13 protein-coding genes, 1 tRNA gene and 2 pseudogenes are annotated in these 14,941 nt (G+C 57.4%); 5 read left to right on the top strand and 11 right to left on the bottom strand.

Features of this window, described 5'->3' with window-relative positions; all coding sequences use genetic code 11:
• Nucleotides 1-58 precede the first annotated feature (58 nt).
• The 4 genes and pseudogenes from ACODS3_RS06490 to ACODS3_RS06475 all read right to left on the bottom strand — a co-directional run bounded on the left by ACODS3_RS06490 (nt 59) and on the right by ACODS3_RS06475 (nt 2,644).
• A complete protein-coding gene (locus ACODS3_RS06490; RefSeq protein WP_489033812.1) occupies nt 59-334 on the bottom strand; it encodes a hypothetical protein in 276 nt (91 codons plus the stop codon).
• Nucleotides 331-1,311, bottom strand: a pseudogene (locus tag ACODS3_RS06485) (integrase domain-containing protein). The gene ACODS3_RS06490 and the pseudogene ACODS3_RS06485 overlap by 4 nt, the downstream one beginning before the upstream one ends.
• Nucleotides 1,312-1,874: 563 nt before the next feature.
• A complete protein-coding gene (locus ACODS3_RS06480; protein ID WP_201004158.1) occupies nt 1,875-2,135 on the bottom strand; it encodes a DUF6124 family protein in 261 nt (86 codons plus the stop codon).
• Between the two features lie 433 nt (nt 2,136-2,568).
• Nucleotides 2,569-2,644 (bottom strand) — tRNA-Thr (locus ACODS3_RS06475).
• Between the two features lie 664 nt (nt 2,645-3,308).
• On the opposite strand from ACODS3_RS06475, the gene ACODS3_RS06470 reads away from it, so the two are divergent.
• Nucleotides 3,309-4,313 carry a J domain-containing protein gene (locus tag ACODS3_RS06470; protein WP_489033810.1) on the top strand — a complete coding sequence of 335 codons (1,005 nt, stop codon included), beginning with the start codon at nt 3,309-3,311 and terminating at the stop codon, nt 4,311-4,313.
• 17 nt (nt 4,314-4,330) lie between these two features.
• On the opposite strand, the gene ACODS3_RS06465 is transcribed toward ACODS3_RS06470, so the two are convergent.
• From ACODS3_RS06465 to ACODS3_RS06455, 3 genes are all read right to left on the bottom strand, one after another.
• Nucleotides 4,331-5,134 carry a 2OG-Fe(II) oxygenase gene (locus ACODS3_RS06465; RefSeq protein ID WP_201004154.1) on the bottom strand — a complete coding sequence of 268 codons (804 nt, stop codon included), beginning with the start codon at nt 5,132-5,134 and terminating at the stop codon, nt 4,331-4,333.
• Nucleotides 5,135-5,159: 25 nt separating this feature from the next.
• Nucleotides 5,160-5,993, bottom strand: a complete 834-nt coding sequence (locus ACODS3_RS06460; RefSeq protein WP_489033807.1) for a glycosyltransferase — start codon at nt 5,991-5,993, stop codon at nt 5,160-5,162.
• Nucleotides 5,994-6,197: 204 nt separating this feature from the next.
• Nucleotides 6,198-7,109, bottom strand: coding sequence for a LysR family transcriptional regulator (locus ACODS3_RS06455; RefSeq protein ID WP_489033805.1), 912 nt, complete (start codon nt 7,107-7,109; stop codon nt 6,198-6,200).
• 106 nt (nt 7,110-7,215) lie between these two features.
• Between ACODS3_RS06455 and ACODS3_RS06450 the strand changes: the two genes are divergently transcribed.
• The 4 genes from ACODS3_RS06450 (at nt 7,216) to ACODS3_RS06435 (ending at nt 11,148) form a co-directional block, all read left to right on the top strand.
• Nucleotides 7,216-8,562 carry an MFS transporter gene (locus tag ACODS3_RS06450; RefSeq protein ID WP_489033803.1) on the top strand — a complete coding sequence of 449 codons (1,347 nt, stop codon included), beginning with the start codon at nt 7,216-7,218 and terminating at the stop codon, nt 8,560-8,562.
• 22 nt (nt 8,563-8,584) lie between these two features.
• Nucleotides 8,585-9,859: a glucarate dehydratase family protein gene (locus ACODS3_RS06445; RefSeq protein ID WP_489033801.1), complete on the top strand. Its 1,275-nt coding sequence runs from the start codon at nt 8,585-8,587 to the stop codon at nt 9,857-9,859.
• A 179-nt stretch (nt 9,860-10,038) separates the two neighbouring features.
• The gene (locus tag ACODS3_RS06440; RefSeq protein ID WP_489033799.1) at nt 10,039-10,368 is read left to right on the top strand and encodes a hypothetical protein; all 330 of its coding nucleotides are present in this window, start codon (nt 10,039-10,041) and stop codon (nt 10,366-10,368) included.
• A gap of 456 nt (nt 10,369-10,824) precedes the next feature.
• The gene (locus ACODS3_RS06435) at nt 10,825-11,148 is read left to right on the top strand and encodes a DUF6124 family protein (protein ID WP_201018989.1); all 324 of its coding nucleotides are present in this window, start codon (nt 10,825-10,827) and stop codon (nt 11,146-11,148) included.
• 303 nt (nt 11,149-11,451) lie between these two features.
• Here ACODS3_RS06435 and ACODS3_RS06430 read toward each other — a convergent pair.
• From ACODS3_RS06430 to ACODS3_RS06415, 4 genes and pseudogenes are all read right to left on the bottom strand, one after another.
• Nucleotides 11,452-12,719: pseudogene (locus ACODS3_RS06430) on the bottom strand (methyltransferase).
• A 1-nt stretch (nt 12,720) separates the two neighbouring features.
• Nucleotides 12,721-13,410: an ABC transporter permease gene (locus ACODS3_RS06425; protein WP_201004139.1), complete on the bottom strand. Its 690-nt coding sequence runs from the start codon at nt 13,408-13,410 to the stop codon at nt 12,721-12,723.
• Entirely contained in the window at nt 13,407-14,102 is a 696-nt protein-coding gene (locus tag ACODS3_RS06420; protein WP_201004138.1) for an ABC transporter permease, read from the bottom strand. The genes ACODS3_RS06425 and ACODS3_RS06420 overlap by 4 nt, the downstream gene beginning before the upstream one ends.
• Before the next feature lie 66 nt (nt 14,103-14,168).
• Nucleotides 14,169-14,933 carry an ABC transporter substrate-binding protein gene (locus ACODS3_RS06415; protein WP_201004136.1) on the bottom strand — a complete coding sequence of 255 codons (765 nt, stop codon included), beginning with the start codon at nt 14,931-14,933 and terminating at the stop codon, nt 14,169-14,171.
• Nucleotides 14,934-14,941: the final 8 nt, after the last annotated feature.

The following is a 14,941-nucleotide window of genomic DNA, read 5'->3' as shown; positions in this document are numbered from 1 at the left end:
CCAGAACTGGGGCATGCCCCACGGCGTCGCCAGGGTAACTGCCAAGATCTGGTGTCAGTCATAGATTGAAAACCCATGGAGCTTTCAGGCGTCGAGCGAGTAGCCGGACAGTGAGCAGATAGTAATACCGCGTCTGCTCATCGCAGTTGCCGAGATAGGCCACAAGAAACCAAACCAAATGCTTCTGCTGCCAAGCCCAGGGTGTCGTTCGCTGCCAGCGCTCTGCAATTTCATTCTGAATAATCTTCGCCTGCCGCAGGTGTCGTTGTCGTGTCGTGTGCGAACCAGTCAGAACGCCAGCCATGAACAGCTCCATATCGAATGGCTTACTCATTTGCGTCCTCCAATATAGGCCGCGACCACATCGATCCGACCGTGGCCCAACTCATAGCTGATTTGCCTTCGGGCCTCACGATCAAGGGTCTTATCTACCTGGCAACATTGGCCGCCGTTGATAGGCGCGGGGTGTTGGGTGATTTGCTCATAGCGTTCACATGCGTACGCCGCACGTAGCTCGTGGAGGCCCTTGAGATTGAGTGCATGCAGGGTGTCCCGCGCTGGGCGGATGATTCCCTGCAGAACATTCAGATAGCTTTCGTCTGGCGCAATCATGTTGCGGCTACCCGCAGGCGAAACCTGTTGTGCAAACCCAAGCGCCTCGCGGACATGGTCGTTCACCGTAATCCAACGGGGCGCTGAGGCCCCGGCGCGGCCGCCTTTGGTGCCATCCTGAATATTGATCTTGCCTAGGTTATTAGCCTCACGGCTTAGTCGTGGCAGATCCGCCAAGATGGCCTCACGCAAACGCATGCCGGTGGCTCGCGCAAGCAGAACAATCGCGGCGGCCCGTTGCTGATGATGGAGGCGAAGCGCATGGGCGATCTGCTGAACCTGTTCGCGGTCTTGGCCTTGCGGCACCGATTCGCGAACGCCAGTGCGCTGCATGCCCAACGCCTTGCTCGGGCTGGACAATTTCACGCACTGATCACCGCGAAGCGCCGCCATGGTTCTGTTAACGCTGGTTAGCCGGTTTTGTGCGGTGCTGACAGCAAGCTCACCGCGCCTAACCACGTCGCTCAGATACGCCGCATAATCGGCCAACACCTTCCGATCAATCTCCCTGGCATCATTGATACCAGGCCCCTGTTCGGAGCGGCACCACTTCACGAATGCTAATCAACGATCACAGTGTGCCTTCACAGTGCCGTAATGATCGCCACCGAACATGTCTTTCAGCGTTTGCGGTCCTGCGTAGCTCAATTGCCTGCCATAGCCGAAATTACGGCCATCGCGTCTACCCACCAATGCCATATCGGTCACCTCATCTTCCGTTCTCCGATCCTCGCCCCACGTCATCCCGCCAAGAATGTTGAGTGTTATCAGGGATCAAGGCCCCTGCGACCTGTGAGGGTTGTCCACTAACGCGGGACTTGCGGCTCCTTACGACCGGGAGCTTGGGCATCTCATGATCTGGCCTCCTGAGCACCGTTACCGGTGGGCGGGTGGAGGCAGCACTGGCTGACGAGACCAGCGCCTGAAGATCCTGAGCCGGGTGAGCGCAGCACTGCGATGACCGGGGCATGCCTGACTGTCAGTCAGGTGCAGTCCATTCCCTGGTCTGCGGCACCATCATCTACAGCGCTGTTGTTGGTGACATCGGTGTTTGTCACGCCGATTGTTACGAGGGGGAATGCCGCAAAGCCTCATACGAGTTGGGCTGCAGCAGTAGGAGCGCCCGTCTTTTTCCTGAAGAAAGAGACGGGCGAAGGTTGGCGCAAGAAATGGCCAAGCTGATAGGTGCCTCAGGGCACCTAGGAAGGGAAGACCCTGTTAAAAGTAGATATCCATCACAGGGCACGAACTCATACAGACTTTCATACCGCCTTCTTCCTACCTTCCAACTCCGCCACCGCCGCCTGAACCAATGCCCGCGCTGCCTCTATCTGATGCACCACTGCCTGGGCCAATGGCCGAAACTCCTTTGTGCTGTTATCCACAGTCTCGTAAGCGGTTGCCCCTGCGCAAAGTAGATATTCAGAGGCAAGCACCAGAGCATCTTCAATCTTGATGCCTGGCTTTACGTTGAACAGGCCGACGCTAATGTCGCGAGGTGGGTGTGGCGTAGTGCTGATCATGGTGACTCCTTGACGTGGTTGAGCCATCACGTTTCGCGACTAAACGAAAGGTGGCGGCTATGCGCGGGTTAGTCGACCGGGACGTCAAGCACCCGGCGCACCCGAAGGTGCCCCGTGCATAGCCACCATAAAACATCACGCCGGTCTCAAGGATGCGGGCGCGGGATAGGGGCGCATTCTGGCTTGACGATGTTCGGGCGACTAAACCCGGTCGCTGGTTTCGCGACAGGCAGGAAGGTAGTCGCGGCGTCAGGCATCTACAAGCGGTTGCTGCGGGTATCCTCGAAGTTCAGAAGAGTCCTACAGCTGGTGAAAGTCTGGGCTGATGGGGTCGAGAGTTTCACTGGCCCCGTCGCGAGCAAGCTCCCTCCCACAAACTGCGCCACAAACAAAAAAGGCCCACCTTTCGGTGAGCCTTTCTTGGTACTTCGTATGGTGCCGGCACCAGGAGTCGAACCCGGGACCTACTGATTACAAGTCAGTTGCTCTACCAACTGAGCTATACCGGCGTAATGGGCTGCGAGTATATAGAGTCTGTTGCGCTTGTAAAGCCTAGCTGTCTGATTCGGTTGAAAAAAACTGAAAACCCTTGTGGCTCATGGCCTGAATGCAGGATAGCTGGAGGTCGGTGCGTAGGCGATTTCCCCGGTTGCTGGGCGATGGGGCTGGAGGGTGGTGTTGAAAGTGAGGAGGGTGGGCGTTGTCTTGGGCGCTTTGGCGGGTGGCTGATGCTTGTGTGGTATTCGGACTTTTTGAGTAGGCCTTTTGAATCAGGTACTTGAGGAATAGTGGCCATTCGGACTGGTATTCCTCTCGGGATAGAGATCGGCCATTTGCCACCGTTTGCGGGGCTGCCGGGGCTTGCATAAGCTTGGTTTCAACGGCCCGGACCACTGGCAGTAACGGAAAGGGTTGTTGGCTTTTCAGCCGACAAGACAAGGATTGTCGTTGGTATTCGAGGGATCGAGACCTGGCTACGGTAGTGCAGTAAACCGCTGGTCGGGGGTTGTCTGGAAAGTGGTCATTTTTAATCTGAACTAATGCTTCAAAAATGCCCGGATCCAAGGATCCGGGCATTTCAGTCTGTCCGCTGGCCACATGAGACTGATGTAAGAGGAAATCTTGCCGATATAGAGCTTGTTAAATGGCATGCCGCCATGGATTGCAAGACATATGCAAAGAACACTTACTCATTACGAGCAGCTCAAGGTCGCTCGCGATGCCTCTCCTGAACAGATCAAGAAGGCTTATCGCAAGCTGGCGCAGCAGCTGCATCCGGACAGAAACCCGGCTCCCGACGCTTCGGATCTGATGTGCATTATCAATGCATCTCATGATGTGTTGGCAGATGCTGCAAAGCGCGCGGCTTATGACGCGCAGCTCGCTTATGAGGAACAGAAGGCCAGGGAAGCCTATATCCGGAGTCGGCAGCTTCAGACCAGTGGTGCGCGCGCTGCCAGCGCTTATGCGGCCGCAGGTCCTGCCCACAGGCCTCAGCCTGCTTCTCCGCCGCCTCGGGCGGCTCAGGCGAGCCCGCCGCCATCCAGGCCAACAGGCCGTAAACGTCGGCGTAGCGTGCTGCGCTGGGCGTTGGTGTTCATGATTTTTTGCGGGGCCGGTGTCTGGATGGGATATGACCCGGATGCAGGCAAAGCCTACGTGCCTACCGAGGCCTTGCCGGTTGCTCACACGTGGGTCAAGCCAGCGCCTGCTCCAGTGGATGCGCCAGTGGGGAGTCCGATCAAGCTGGTGGACCCGGCACAGCCCGACTGCGTGATACCGGATCTCGATCCAATGGGCGCTGCATGGCCGCAGAAGGCGGGTTATGTGAAGGATATGCCGCTGCGCAAGGACAACGGCTGGTCGCAGATCATTATCGACAATACGGGCGGTGAGTCGGCGGTTTACGCCAAGGTCACGGATGCAGTGGGCCGTAATGCCTTTCGGCATGCATTCATCCCGGCCGGTGCGGTGTTCGCGTTCTCCAAGATGGATGCCGGCCTGTACCAGCTCAAGTACAAGATGCTCAGCACGGGCTGTGCCTATGCCTCGAACCGGATCCTGCTCGAAGAAACGCCGATGGGCAGCCAGGTCAAATCCAGCGTCTACAAACTGACACTGCGCAAGCTACAGAATCGCAATGCGCAGTTTTCCAATCTGAGAAACGATCAGTTTTGACCTTGGCGACGCCCCCCTCAGTTTTTCTTTCTGATGAGTTTGTTCAGGTAGTACCTGGGGCTTAGCAGGTCTTTGGGTCTTGGCTTGTAGTGGGTCTTGTTTCTTTGCGTGGGGTCGACCGGCCCTTTTGAGGCGGTGTAGTAATAAAGCGCGATTGAGCGGCGGGTGATGTGCTCGGGCGTCGTCAGGGGTTCCGGGTGGCCGTGGTTGCTGTCGGCGTCGGTGTTGAAGATCACGCAGCGGTTGTAGATGGGCAGGACTTTTTTCAGGCATGTGCGCATGTCCACATCCCAGAGTTCCAGGTTGCCGCCGTATTCCTCTTTCCAGTCCGGGTTGAGGTAAATGATGGCGTTGATCCGGCGATCGACATTGAGCTTTTTGTTCAGCCGAAAATCCGAATGCACGCCCAGGAAGCCGCCCTTTTTGGTTTCATGCAGGCCGCCGCCTGTGAAATACGGGTCAGGTATCAGGCCTTCGATGCCGGTGAGCTTTTCAAGAAAGTGCAGCATGGGCGCCGAGTTGAAGGCGTTGAAGACTTTCTTCAGATGAGGGTCGCATTCATTGGGGCTGATCTGCCTTTTGTGCTGCCCTTTGTAGCCGCGCTCGTAGAGCATTTCGTTGTCGGTCGGCTCGGCGGGGAAGTGCTCGCAGATGCTGGCGATCAGGTCTTGCGGTAAAAAGTCGTCGAGGACGATATGCGCAAAGGGTGCAGCCTGGGTATAGGTATCGGTCAGCGACTGACCCAGCTCGCCAGCGGCAGCCAGGTCAAAATCAAGCTCTGGAGCCAAGGTGATCGGCAGTGTTTGTTGAGTTGCAGTCATTGCCGCTCCAATAGTTGGAAAGTCATCACGTGTTCATTGTCGACGCGCTTTGCCCGTTGGCATTGCTCTTGTTGATACGTCGCAGGATATCGTTGTACATCTTGACCCGTCGATGGGTCGTGTCATAACCACCGGCTGCCGAGACAGTACCTGCCTGGATATGGTCCAGGTAGCTGAATATCTTGCGTGGCGACAGAAACTCGATGTCATAGCCGAGCTCGACCATGGTGTCCTGCAGGGTATAACCCGGTACCCGATCATCCATCTGGAAGTGCAGGCCGTGCTGCTTCATGAGCTTGGTGTTCCAGAGGGTGCAGAAGCTTTTCAGGTGTTCTTCGCGATAAGGCTTGGGCTGTTTGGAGCGCAGGCCCAGAGAGAGTTTCAGGCGGCGGAAGTGGTGTTTGAACAGTCGGGAGCTGAAGCGCCAGATGGTTCTGGCGGTGCCACGATTTAGTTGCTCTACACAGCCAACAGCCGCAACTTTCGGGTTCTGGATGATCTTGTCCAGCATCATCGAAAATACGTGTTTGTCGAAAATGAATGTATCGGTGTGCAGCAGGAAAAGGTAATCGGTTTCGACCCGCTCAAGGATCATATCGAGGGCTTTGCCGTGGGCGATATGGCCGCTTTCCGGGCCAGGGCTTTTACGCTCGATCAGGTTGATCCAGTCCAGAGTGCGCAGGTATTCGGTGCTGTCATCGGCTGAATCGTTGTCCACTACCCAGACCTGATTCGGGGTGCCGCCCAGGTGCTGTTGCAGCAGATCCAGACAAATCTTGGTGATTTCGAGAGTCTTGTAATTGACTATGGCAATGCTGAAGGTAGGTGTTTTATCAGATACAGAATCAGGATTGCTCATCGTCATGTACTCAGTAATCGCTTGGAAACGCGCGCAAGGAAGCGTACTCGTATTTAATTGTTTCTTTATGTTTCCTGATTGGCTCCCACAGACATACGCTATGGCTATTGACTCAATAGCCAGGCAATTGCGGTTATTGTCCAAGGGAACTAACAGAAAAAACTAGCGCGGCTATCCTATAAGCCCTCGTCCGGTACGTAAACCCTAATGACTGCTGTCGCCCCATCCTTCGCGCACAGCTTTGCGGATCCCCTCCAGCAGCATCGCAAAGGCCGGGTTGTCGTTGTTTTCGGTCCAGATCAGGTGCAGTTCGCTCTGTACACCTTCCCCCAGATCGATATTCCGAAACACCACGTTCTTGAATACCACGCTGGTTGCGCAGCGCGGGACCAGCGCCAGCCCCATTCCCGCATTGACCAGCGCCAGGATGGTCAGTGACGAGCCAAGCCACTGCACATATTCCGGAGCAACGCGGGCAGAGCGGAGCATGCCGGTCAGCAGTTCGTTGAACGGCGGGTAGGCTGAGTGGGAGTACATCAGGAACGGCTGCGCATCGAGGTCCTGGACCGACACGCTTTTGCTGTCGGCCAGACGATGACTGCAAGGCACGGCCAGCACGAAGGGTTCGCGCACCAGGCATTCAGTGGCGTAACCGGGTTCCAGCAGCGGGGTGCGCACGATGCCCAGGTCGATGCGGCGCGCACGAAGGGCTTCGTGTTGCTGATAAGTGTTCATTTCCGACAAGTTGATTCTGACGTGGGGCTGCTTGAGTCGCGCTTCTGCGATGACCTTGGGCAGAAACTCATACACCGCACTGCCGACGAAGCTGATATTCACTGAGCCGATATCACCTTCGGCGAATCGCCTGGCCGTGGCGGCAGCCTGTTGGGCGCGCTCCAGCAGGTTCTGGGCTTCGACAAAGAAGGCGCGGCCTGCTGCGGTCAAGGCGACATTGCGGGTGTTACGGGTAAACAGGTCGACCCCCAGGTGATGTTCCAGCAACTGAATCTGCCGACTGAGCGGCGGCTGGGTCATGTTCAGCCGTTCGGCGGCGCGGCGGAAGTTGAGTTCAGTCGCGACAGTGGTGAAACAGCGCAGTTGAGTAAGCTCGAACATTGATCTAATCCGGGTATCAATGGAATGCCAAGTTAGATTAGACGGGAACAATCACCGCGTCCATGATCGACTCGTCCCTAAAAAAACAATGAACGGGAGTCGTATCTTGAAGAGCCTCCAGAGCCCCACTGATGCCGATGTGCTTGCCCGGGCAGCGGCCAAAGTCAAACGTCATGTGCTGCCGTTGTTCGTGGTGATGTTCATCGTCAATTACATCGACCGCGTCAACATCGGCTTTGTGCGCAGCCATCTGGAAACCGACCTGGGTATTGGCGCCGCAGCCTACGGGCTGGGTGCCGGATTGTTCTTTGTGGGCTACGCATTGTTTGAAGTGCCCTCCAACATGCTGCTGCAACGCTACGGTGCGCGCGTCTGGCTGACGCGCATCATGTTCACCTGGGGCGCAGCGGCCATGGCCATGGCCTTTGTGCGTGGCGAAACCAGTTTCTATGTCCTGCGCTTTATCCTCGGTGCGGCCGAAGCCGGGTTTTTCCCCGGCATCATTTACTACTTCACCCAATGGCTGCCGTCTTCCGAGCGTGGCAAGACCATGGCGGTTTTCCTCAGTGGTTCGGCCATCGCTTCGGTGATTTCCGGGCCGGTTTCCGGCGCGCTATTGCATATTTCGGGGCTCGGCCTGCATGGCTGGCAGTGGATGTTTCTGATCGAAGGCTTTGCCTCCGTTCTGCTCTGCGGTTTTGTCTGGTTCTGGCTGCAATCCCATCCGAGTGAAGCTAAATGGCTGAGAGAGGAAGAGAAAAGCGTACTGATTGCCGCGATTGCCCAAGAGCAGCGCGAGCGTGAGTCGGTACAGATCGCCAAACCCTCCATGTTCAAACTGCTGGCTGACCGGCAGATCGCGCTGTTCTGCTTCATCTACTTCTCCATCGCCCTGACGATCTACGGCGCGACCTTCTGGTTGCCCAGCATGATCAAGAAAATGGGCAGCCTGGGCGACTTCCAGGTCGGGCTGTTCAACTCGGTGCCCTGGATCATCTCCATCGTGGCGATGTACGGCTTTGCTGCCATGGCCAGCAAATGGAAGTTTCAACAGGCCTGGGTTGCGCTGACGCTGGTTATCGCTTCGTTTGGCATGTTCATGTCGACAACCGGCGGGCCTGTTTTTGCCTTCGTCGCGATCTGCTTTGCCGCCATCGGCTTCAAGGCTGCATCCGCGCTGTTCTGGCCGATCCCGCAAAGCTATCTGGACGCTCGCATCGCGGCAGCGGTGATCGCGCTTATCAACTCCATCGGCAATCTTGGCGGTTTCGTCGCGCCTACGACGTTCGGAATTCTGGAGCAGACCACCGGCTCGATCGAGGGTGGCCTGTACGGATTGGCAGCGACCTCGCTGTTGGCCGCCGTAGTGATCTTCTTTGCTCGCACAACGCCCGTCAGCCGCCATGGCAAACCCGTCGAAGCGGCCGTGCCTGAGCGCGCGGCAACACACTGATACCAGGATCAGGAGCCTTACCTTGAAAATCAAAAGAGTGACCGTGACCCCCATCGCCTTTCGCGATCCGCCGCTGCTCAATGCCAGCGGCATTCACGAACCCTTTGCGCTGCGCTCGATCATCGAGATCGAGAGCGACAACGGCTATATAGGTTTGGGCGAGAGCTATGGTGACGCTCCGGCGCTGGCGATTCAGGAGCGTGTGAAAGACCAGTTGATCGGCCTTGATCCGTTCAATCTCAACCAGTTGCGCGCCATCGTGCAGGCCACTGTAGCCGCCAACAAGACCGACAGCCTGGCCGGTGCGGAACTGGCGCCCGGCTCCCATGCCAGCAAGGCGGTCAGCAACGCTTACTCGGCATTTGAGGTCGCGTTTCTGGACCTTCAGGCCCATTACCTGAATGTGCCGCTGGTGGATCTGTTGGGCGGCGCGATTCGTGATGAAGTGCCGTTCAGCGCCTATCTGTTCTTCAAGTACGCGCAGCACATCGATTCGCCCTACAAGCCGGACAATTGGGGCGAAGCCCTGAACGAAGAGCAGATCGTCGCCCAGGCCCGGCGCATGATCGAGGCGTATGGCTTCAAGAGCATCAAGCTCAAGGCCGGTGCGCTGGAACCTGAGCATGAAGTCGCCTGTATCAAGGCCCTGAAGAGGGCATTCCCCGGTTACCCGCTGCGTATCGACCCCAATGCCAACTGGTCGCTGGAAACCTCCATTCGCATGGCCGAATTGCTGGGCGATGATCTGCAATATTACGAAGACCCGACGCCAACGCTTGAAGGCATGTCCGAGTTGCACAAACGTACCGGTCTGCCGTTGGCCACCAATATGGTCGTGACCGACTTCGATGAGTTCCGCCGTAGCGTGGCGCTGAACAGCGTGCAGATCGTTCTGGCCGACCACCATTACTGGGGCGGCCTGCGCGATACCCAGGCATTGTCGAAGATGTGCCAGACCTTTGGCCTTGGCGTATCCATGCATTCCAACTCGCACTTGGGCATCAGCCTGATGGCCATGGCCCATGTCGCCGCTTCGGTCCCCAATCTGGATTACGCCTGCGACACCCATTACCCCTGGCAGGAGCCGGATGAAGAGGTGATAAAAGGCGGCAAGCTACCCATTGTCGACGGTTGCGTAAAAATCACCCGCGCCCCGGGCCTTGGGCTGGAGCTGGATTACGACCAGTTGGGCAAGCTACACGACCAATACCTGAGCTGCGGCATCCGTCAGCGCGATGATGTGAAACAGATGCAGCGTTACAAGCCGGACTGGAAGACCGTCAAACCAAGGTTTTGAGGCCTTGGAAGTGGGCTCTTGTGGGAGCCCAGCCACCCTGTTTGTCCGTAGGAGCGAATTCATTCGCGAACCAGCGCCACATTCAAAAAACATCCCTGAAAAGAAGCACATAGCTGGCCCTTTGATTTCTGTTTCGTTGGCAAACTCGCTTTCCTTTCAGAAGCTTGGGTGCTGGCGCTATGCGGAGTTTTGCATTGACCGTTGCGGTGTTTGTCCTGGCCGGCGTTTCGCTCGGGGTTCAGGCCAAGGAGTTGACCAAGAGCACTCGCTCGATATGCACATGGGGTTCGGGTATTGCGGCGGGGGCTCAGGAGTCGAAGCTTGCCGGGGTTTCTCTCTATGGTGCTCGCAACAAACTACAGACCCGCAAGTTCCCTCAACCCTGGATGCGCATGACCGCCATGGGCATCACGGAACAGACCTATAAAAGCTCGTCTCGCCTCAAACCCGCTGCCATCAAGCAAACCTACTATGAACAATGCGTCAAACATGAACTGGCGCGCAGATAAAACCTCGCTGCTCACTCCTTGATGGCGGCTGTACGCAGGGCACCTTCGGGTGCGCCGGTTCTTAGCTCACCGGTCGACTAACCTGTGTACGGCTGCCACCCCTCATCGCCTGTCTTGTGATGCCTTGCAACGTTTTTGGCCTGAACTTGCAGGTCCGTTCCCTTTCTTTTGACAGACATTTCCGAGAGAATCCCAGCCCGCTTGCGCCTCTCTGTTTGTGCTTCTAGTCTGCGTCGGTCGCTGCTTATCAGCGATCGGGTTTAGTAGCCCAGTGGGTTAAGGCGTAACACAACCGCATTCTGTCAGGCGTTTCATGCCTGCCTGTTATGGCGGCTGTGCGCTTGGCACCTCCGGGTGCGCCGGTTCTTAGCTCACCGGTCTACTAACTCGCGTACAGCTGCCACCCTTTCGTTTAGTAGCGATCTGTTGGCAGCTCCATAATGGAGAGCTAAACGCATGGTCAAGATTACCCCTGATCCACCTTTCAACGAGGCGTCCACTGCGCCGGTTTTCGATCAATCAGTCGTCAAGCGGGCCATGGCCTGTTATCTGCCGACAAGTCGTCCGCCAAAAGGAGACGACAAAGGATTTGATTTCATGAGTCTCGAGGCGACGTTGCTGCATGCGATGGATTTTCTGCGATGTGCATCGGCAACGGCCTATGAGCTGGGAGACGATCTGAATGGTTCGCAGCGCGACCTGGCTTTTGCCGCCATGCATATGGCAGAAATGGCCAAAGTGATGGTGGAGCGATCACTGGAGTGTGTGGAAGCGAGTTGATGCACGATCTTTCGCGAGCAAGCCCCTCATATTGAGACTGTGGGAGGGAGCTTGCTCGGGAAGGCCGTCTTCAAAAACACCTCGTCCCAGAGCCTTTATGCACAACCCGTTCAGAATGAAAACGATTTTTCCGCCGATCCGTGCGGATGTTCGCGTTTTGTCGCGAAGTGCCGTTTTCTGCGGCTTCTGACCGGGGTGTCAGGAAAAAACAAGGCGCTTCAGTAACTGGCGCACTAAGGTTTTAGAACGCTTGTCTGAATTTTCATCAACAGAGTTATCCACAGGATGTTCCGTTGATTCGAGTCATTGCTTTTGTGCCAGAACCAGCAGGTTGCGCGGGGTGAGTTGGCTGTCGCAAAAAGTGCCGACGCTGACGCTGTAACCATGCTCTTGCACGTACATGGCTCGATCCAGGACCAGCCATAACTCCAGAGGTCGACGGAACAGGTTGCGCACCAGTTCCAGATTGCGCACCTCGGCCAGTCGCTTCCAGCCTGCGGCCTCCAGTTCTGCCCAGTCCTGCTGGCCCGGATCTGGAAGGTTTTTCAGGTCTGCCAGTTCGTGGCAGTAATCGCTGTAGGGTTTGTCCAGCCAACTGACAGGCAGCGAGGGTGTGGGCAAATATTCATCAATGCCGCGCAACTGGCGTTGCAGCAGGTCAAACCCAAGTCGCCGGGCCATGGATGTGTCGCGCTGGCGGCGGACACGAGCGCCTGCTGTAACGGTTTCGCTCAGTGGGAGGCCCAGTTCGTCCCGCGACAGCTTCAAGGCTGAGCTGCGGCCTTCGCTGGAAAGTGCCTGATACTCGTCGAACCGCGTGCGGTTGTAACAGCACGGGGCGATGGCCATTTGTATGCAGCCTGTCTGGCTGGCGGCCTGCATCAACTGCACATGCAGATCGCCGCAGGCGTGCAGGGCGACGGGCGAGTGTTCGGGCTTGAGGTGGCGCCAGGTGTCATCTGCCATGACATCCTGTTCCACATGCTCAGCTTCGATTTGTTGGCGTGCGCTGAGTTTACGACCGGCCTCGATCAGGGCCGGATCGCGCTCCAGACAGGTCACTTTCTGTCCGCTTTGTGTCAGGCGACGGCCCAGATGCCCTTTACCCGAGCACCAGTCGAGCCAATGGGTGGCGCTTTGCCGGAATTGCAGATGGCTGGCAAAGGCTTCGATCTGTTGCCATTTACGCCCCGGCACATCGACGCTCTGGCGTGGCTCCACCGGCTCTAGCGGATAGGCTGGCAGTTCGCCGAGTTGCCCCAGCTCAAAGGCTTCGTCCGCCAGTTGCTTGAAGGGGTAGGGCGCATCGAGACGTTCGGGGTGATTGTGCGCGGTTTCGGCTTGATCCAGCGTGCGCTGGCGCAGCCATGTGGCCAGTTCCGAATATTGCTGTTCCCACGGCATGTGCGCTTGTGTGAAAGGCTTTGGTCGCCACAACGACTGGTACGCGAACAGAAAGCTGTCCAGCGCCCGAAAGCGGCTGCGAAGGTGTTCATCCTGCAAGCAAGTGTCAGAGGGCATGATGGTGACCGTGTAGAGGGGCTGACTATATGAAAGCCAGCCCCCTTCATATCAGCGCCCTTGGCTGGCGTCTACGCGCAATATCCGTTCCAGCAATCTGAACCCCTGGACCAGCACGTAAGCCATGACCAGGTAGAACATGCCCGCTGCGAAGAAAATCTCCACCGGCAGGTAAGTGCGGGCAATGATGGTTCGTGCCATGCCGGTCAGTTCCAGCAGAGTGACGGTGCTCGCCAGGGCACTGGCCTTGAGCATCAGGATCACTTCGTTGCTGTAGGCCGGCAGGCCGATGCGTGCTGCGCGGGGCAGGATGATGTAGAACAGCGCTTTCCATTTGGACATGCCCAGCGCCCGCGCCGCCTCGACTTCACCCACCGGTACGGCCTGAATCGCGCCCCGCAGGATCTCGGCGATGTAAGCGGCGGTGTGCAGGGTCATGGTGATGACGGCACACCAGAACGGGTCGCGCAGATACGGCCAGAGCGGCCCTTTGCGAACGGCCTCGAATTGCGCCAGCCCGTAATAGACCAGGAACAACTGCACCAGTAACGGTGTGCCGCGAAAGAAGAAGATGTAGGCGTAAGGCAGGGCGCGTACGTGCAGATGTTTTGACGAACGTGCGATGCCCAGCGGGATGGCGATGATCAGGCCGGCGATGACCGCAATCGCCACCAGCTCCAGCGTCAGGGTTGCGCCCTGTGCCAGCTTTGGCAGCCACTTGATGATGACTTCCCAGTTCATGACCCGCTCCTCACAAAGCCGCGAGCGGCACGTTTTTCCAGGAAGTGCATACCGACCATGGCCAGTATCGTCAGGCCCAGGTACATGAAGGCTGCGACCAGATAGAACACGAAGGCTTCCTTGGTGACACTGACGGCAATCTGCGAGTGGCGCATGATTTCTTCCAGGCCGATCACCGAAACCAGTGCGGTGTCTTTCATCAGAATCATGAACAGGTTGCCAAGGCCGGGCAGCGCGATGCGCCACATCTGCGGCAGGATGAGTTTGAAGAGGATGCGCGAACGCGACATGCCCAACGCCAGACCCGCTTCGCGGTGGCCTTTGGGGATGGCCAGGATGGCACCGCGAAAGACCTCGGTCGCATAGGCGCCGAAGCACAGGCCAAGGGCTATGACGCCCGCGGCAAAGGCGTTGAGTTCAAGGCCGGGGATACCCAGCATTTCGCCCAGGGCGCGCATGCCGTTGACGGTGCCGAAGTAGATCAGCAACACCCAGAGCAATTCAGGAATACCGCGCACCAGCGTCGAGTAAGTACCGCCCAGCCATTGCAGTGGCTTGTAAGGCGACGTTTTTGCCAGGGCGCCGAGCAGCCCCAGTATCAGGCCCAGACACAGGGCCGAAAGGGCAAGCTGAACAGTCATCAGCGCACCAGCCGCAAGGGCCGGGCCGAATCCTTGGAGGTCAATATTCATGGGCAGGCTTTGCTAGGGACGGACCGTCACGCCTTCAGAGAGGGCGCGACGGTCACGTCAGGCAGATCAGAGAATGCTGAACGGGAAGTACTTGTCGTTGATCTTCTTGTAGGTGCCGTCAGCGATGATTTCTTTCAGTGCATCATTCAGCCTTTCGCGCAGCGGGTCACCCTTGCGCACAGCGATGCCGATCTTGTCGTTCTGCTCGACGGGATCGCCTTTGAACTCGAAACCTTTGCCTGCATCGCTTTTCAGCCATTCATAGCTGACGTATTTGTCGGCCAGCATGGCGTCGACACGGCCGGATGCCAGGTCGAGGTAGGCGTTTTCCTGGGTGTCGTAGAGTTTGACGGTCACGCTGTCGCCCAGCTTGTCTTCAAGCCAGGTACCGGACAACGTAGCGCGCTGGGCTCCGATGATCTTGCCCTTGAGCGATGCCTTGGCGGCTTCGACGTTTTCGGTGTTGATCTGCGAGTCTTTCGGCGCAATGAACTGCAGCTTGTTGGAGTAGTACGGGTCGGTGAAGTCCACAGCCTGCTTGCGCTCTTCGGTGATCGACAGCGACGAGATCAGGAAGTCGAACTTTCTGGAGTTGAGCGCCGGAATGATGCCGTCCCAGTCAGAGGTGACGACGGAGCACTCGGCTTTCATCTTGGCGCACAGGGCCTGACCGATTTCGTAGTCGAAGCCGACGACTTGCCCGCTGGCGTCCTTGTTGTTGAACGGTGGGTAAGCGGCCTCGATGCCCATTTTCAGGGTTTCAGCAAAAGCGCTGCTGGTGAATGCGACAGTGACAGCGGCTGCCAGCAGGAACTTCTTGTACATCTGCATGGGGGTTG

It is taken from the genome of Pseudomonas sp. FG43, from assembly GCF_057809175.1.
This window is presented reverse-complemented; position numbering and strand designations above follow the sequence as displayed.

What these genes read in the sequence shown, in the direction of transcription:
- ACODS3_RS06490 (WP_489033812.1), bottom strand. Translation starts at nt 334, where the DNA reads ATGAGTAAGCCATTCGATATGGAGCTGTTCATGGCTGGCGTTCTGACT.
- ACODS3_RS06480 (WP_201004158.1), bottom strand. Translation starts at nt 2,135, where the DNA reads ATGATCAGCACTACGCCACACCCACCTCGCGACATTAGCGTCGGCCTG.
- ACODS3_RS06470 (WP_489033810.1), top strand. Translation starts at nt 3,309, where the DNA reads ATGCAAAGAACACTTACTCATTACGAGCAGCTCAAGGTCGCTCGCGAT.
- ACODS3_RS06465 (WP_201004154.1), bottom strand. Translation starts at nt 5,134, where the DNA reads ATGACTGCAACTCAACAAACACTGCCGATCACCTTGGCTCCAGAGCTT.
- ACODS3_RS06460 (WP_489033807.1), bottom strand. Translation starts at nt 5,993, where the DNA reads ATGAGCAATCCTGATTCTGTATCTGATAAAACACCTACCTTCAGCATT.
- ACODS3_RS06455 (WP_489033805.1), bottom strand. Translation starts at nt 7,109, where the DNA reads ATGTTCGAGCTTACTCAACTGCGCTGTTTCACCACTGTCGCGACTGAA.
- ACODS3_RS06440 (WP_489033799.1), top strand. Translation starts at nt 10,039, where the DNA reads ATGCGGAGTTTTGCATTGACCGTTGCGGTGTTTGTCCTGGCCGGCGTT.
- ACODS3_RS06435 (WP_201018989.1), top strand. Translation starts at nt 10,825, where the DNA reads ATGGTCAAGATTACCCCTGATCCACCTTTCAACGAGGCGTCCACTGCG.
- ACODS3_RS06425 (WP_201004139.1), bottom strand. Translation starts at nt 13,410, where the DNA reads ATGAACTGGGAAGTCATCATCAAGTGGCTGCCAAAGCTGGCACAGGGC.
- ACODS3_RS06420 (WP_201004138.1), bottom strand. Translation starts at nt 14,102, where the DNA reads ATGAATATTGACCTCCAAGGATTCGGCCCGGCCCTTGCGGCTGGTGCG.
- ACODS3_RS06415 (WP_201004136.1), bottom strand. Translation starts at nt 14,933, where the DNA reads ATGCAGATGTACAAGAAGTTCCTGCTGGCAGCCGCTGTCACTGTCGCA.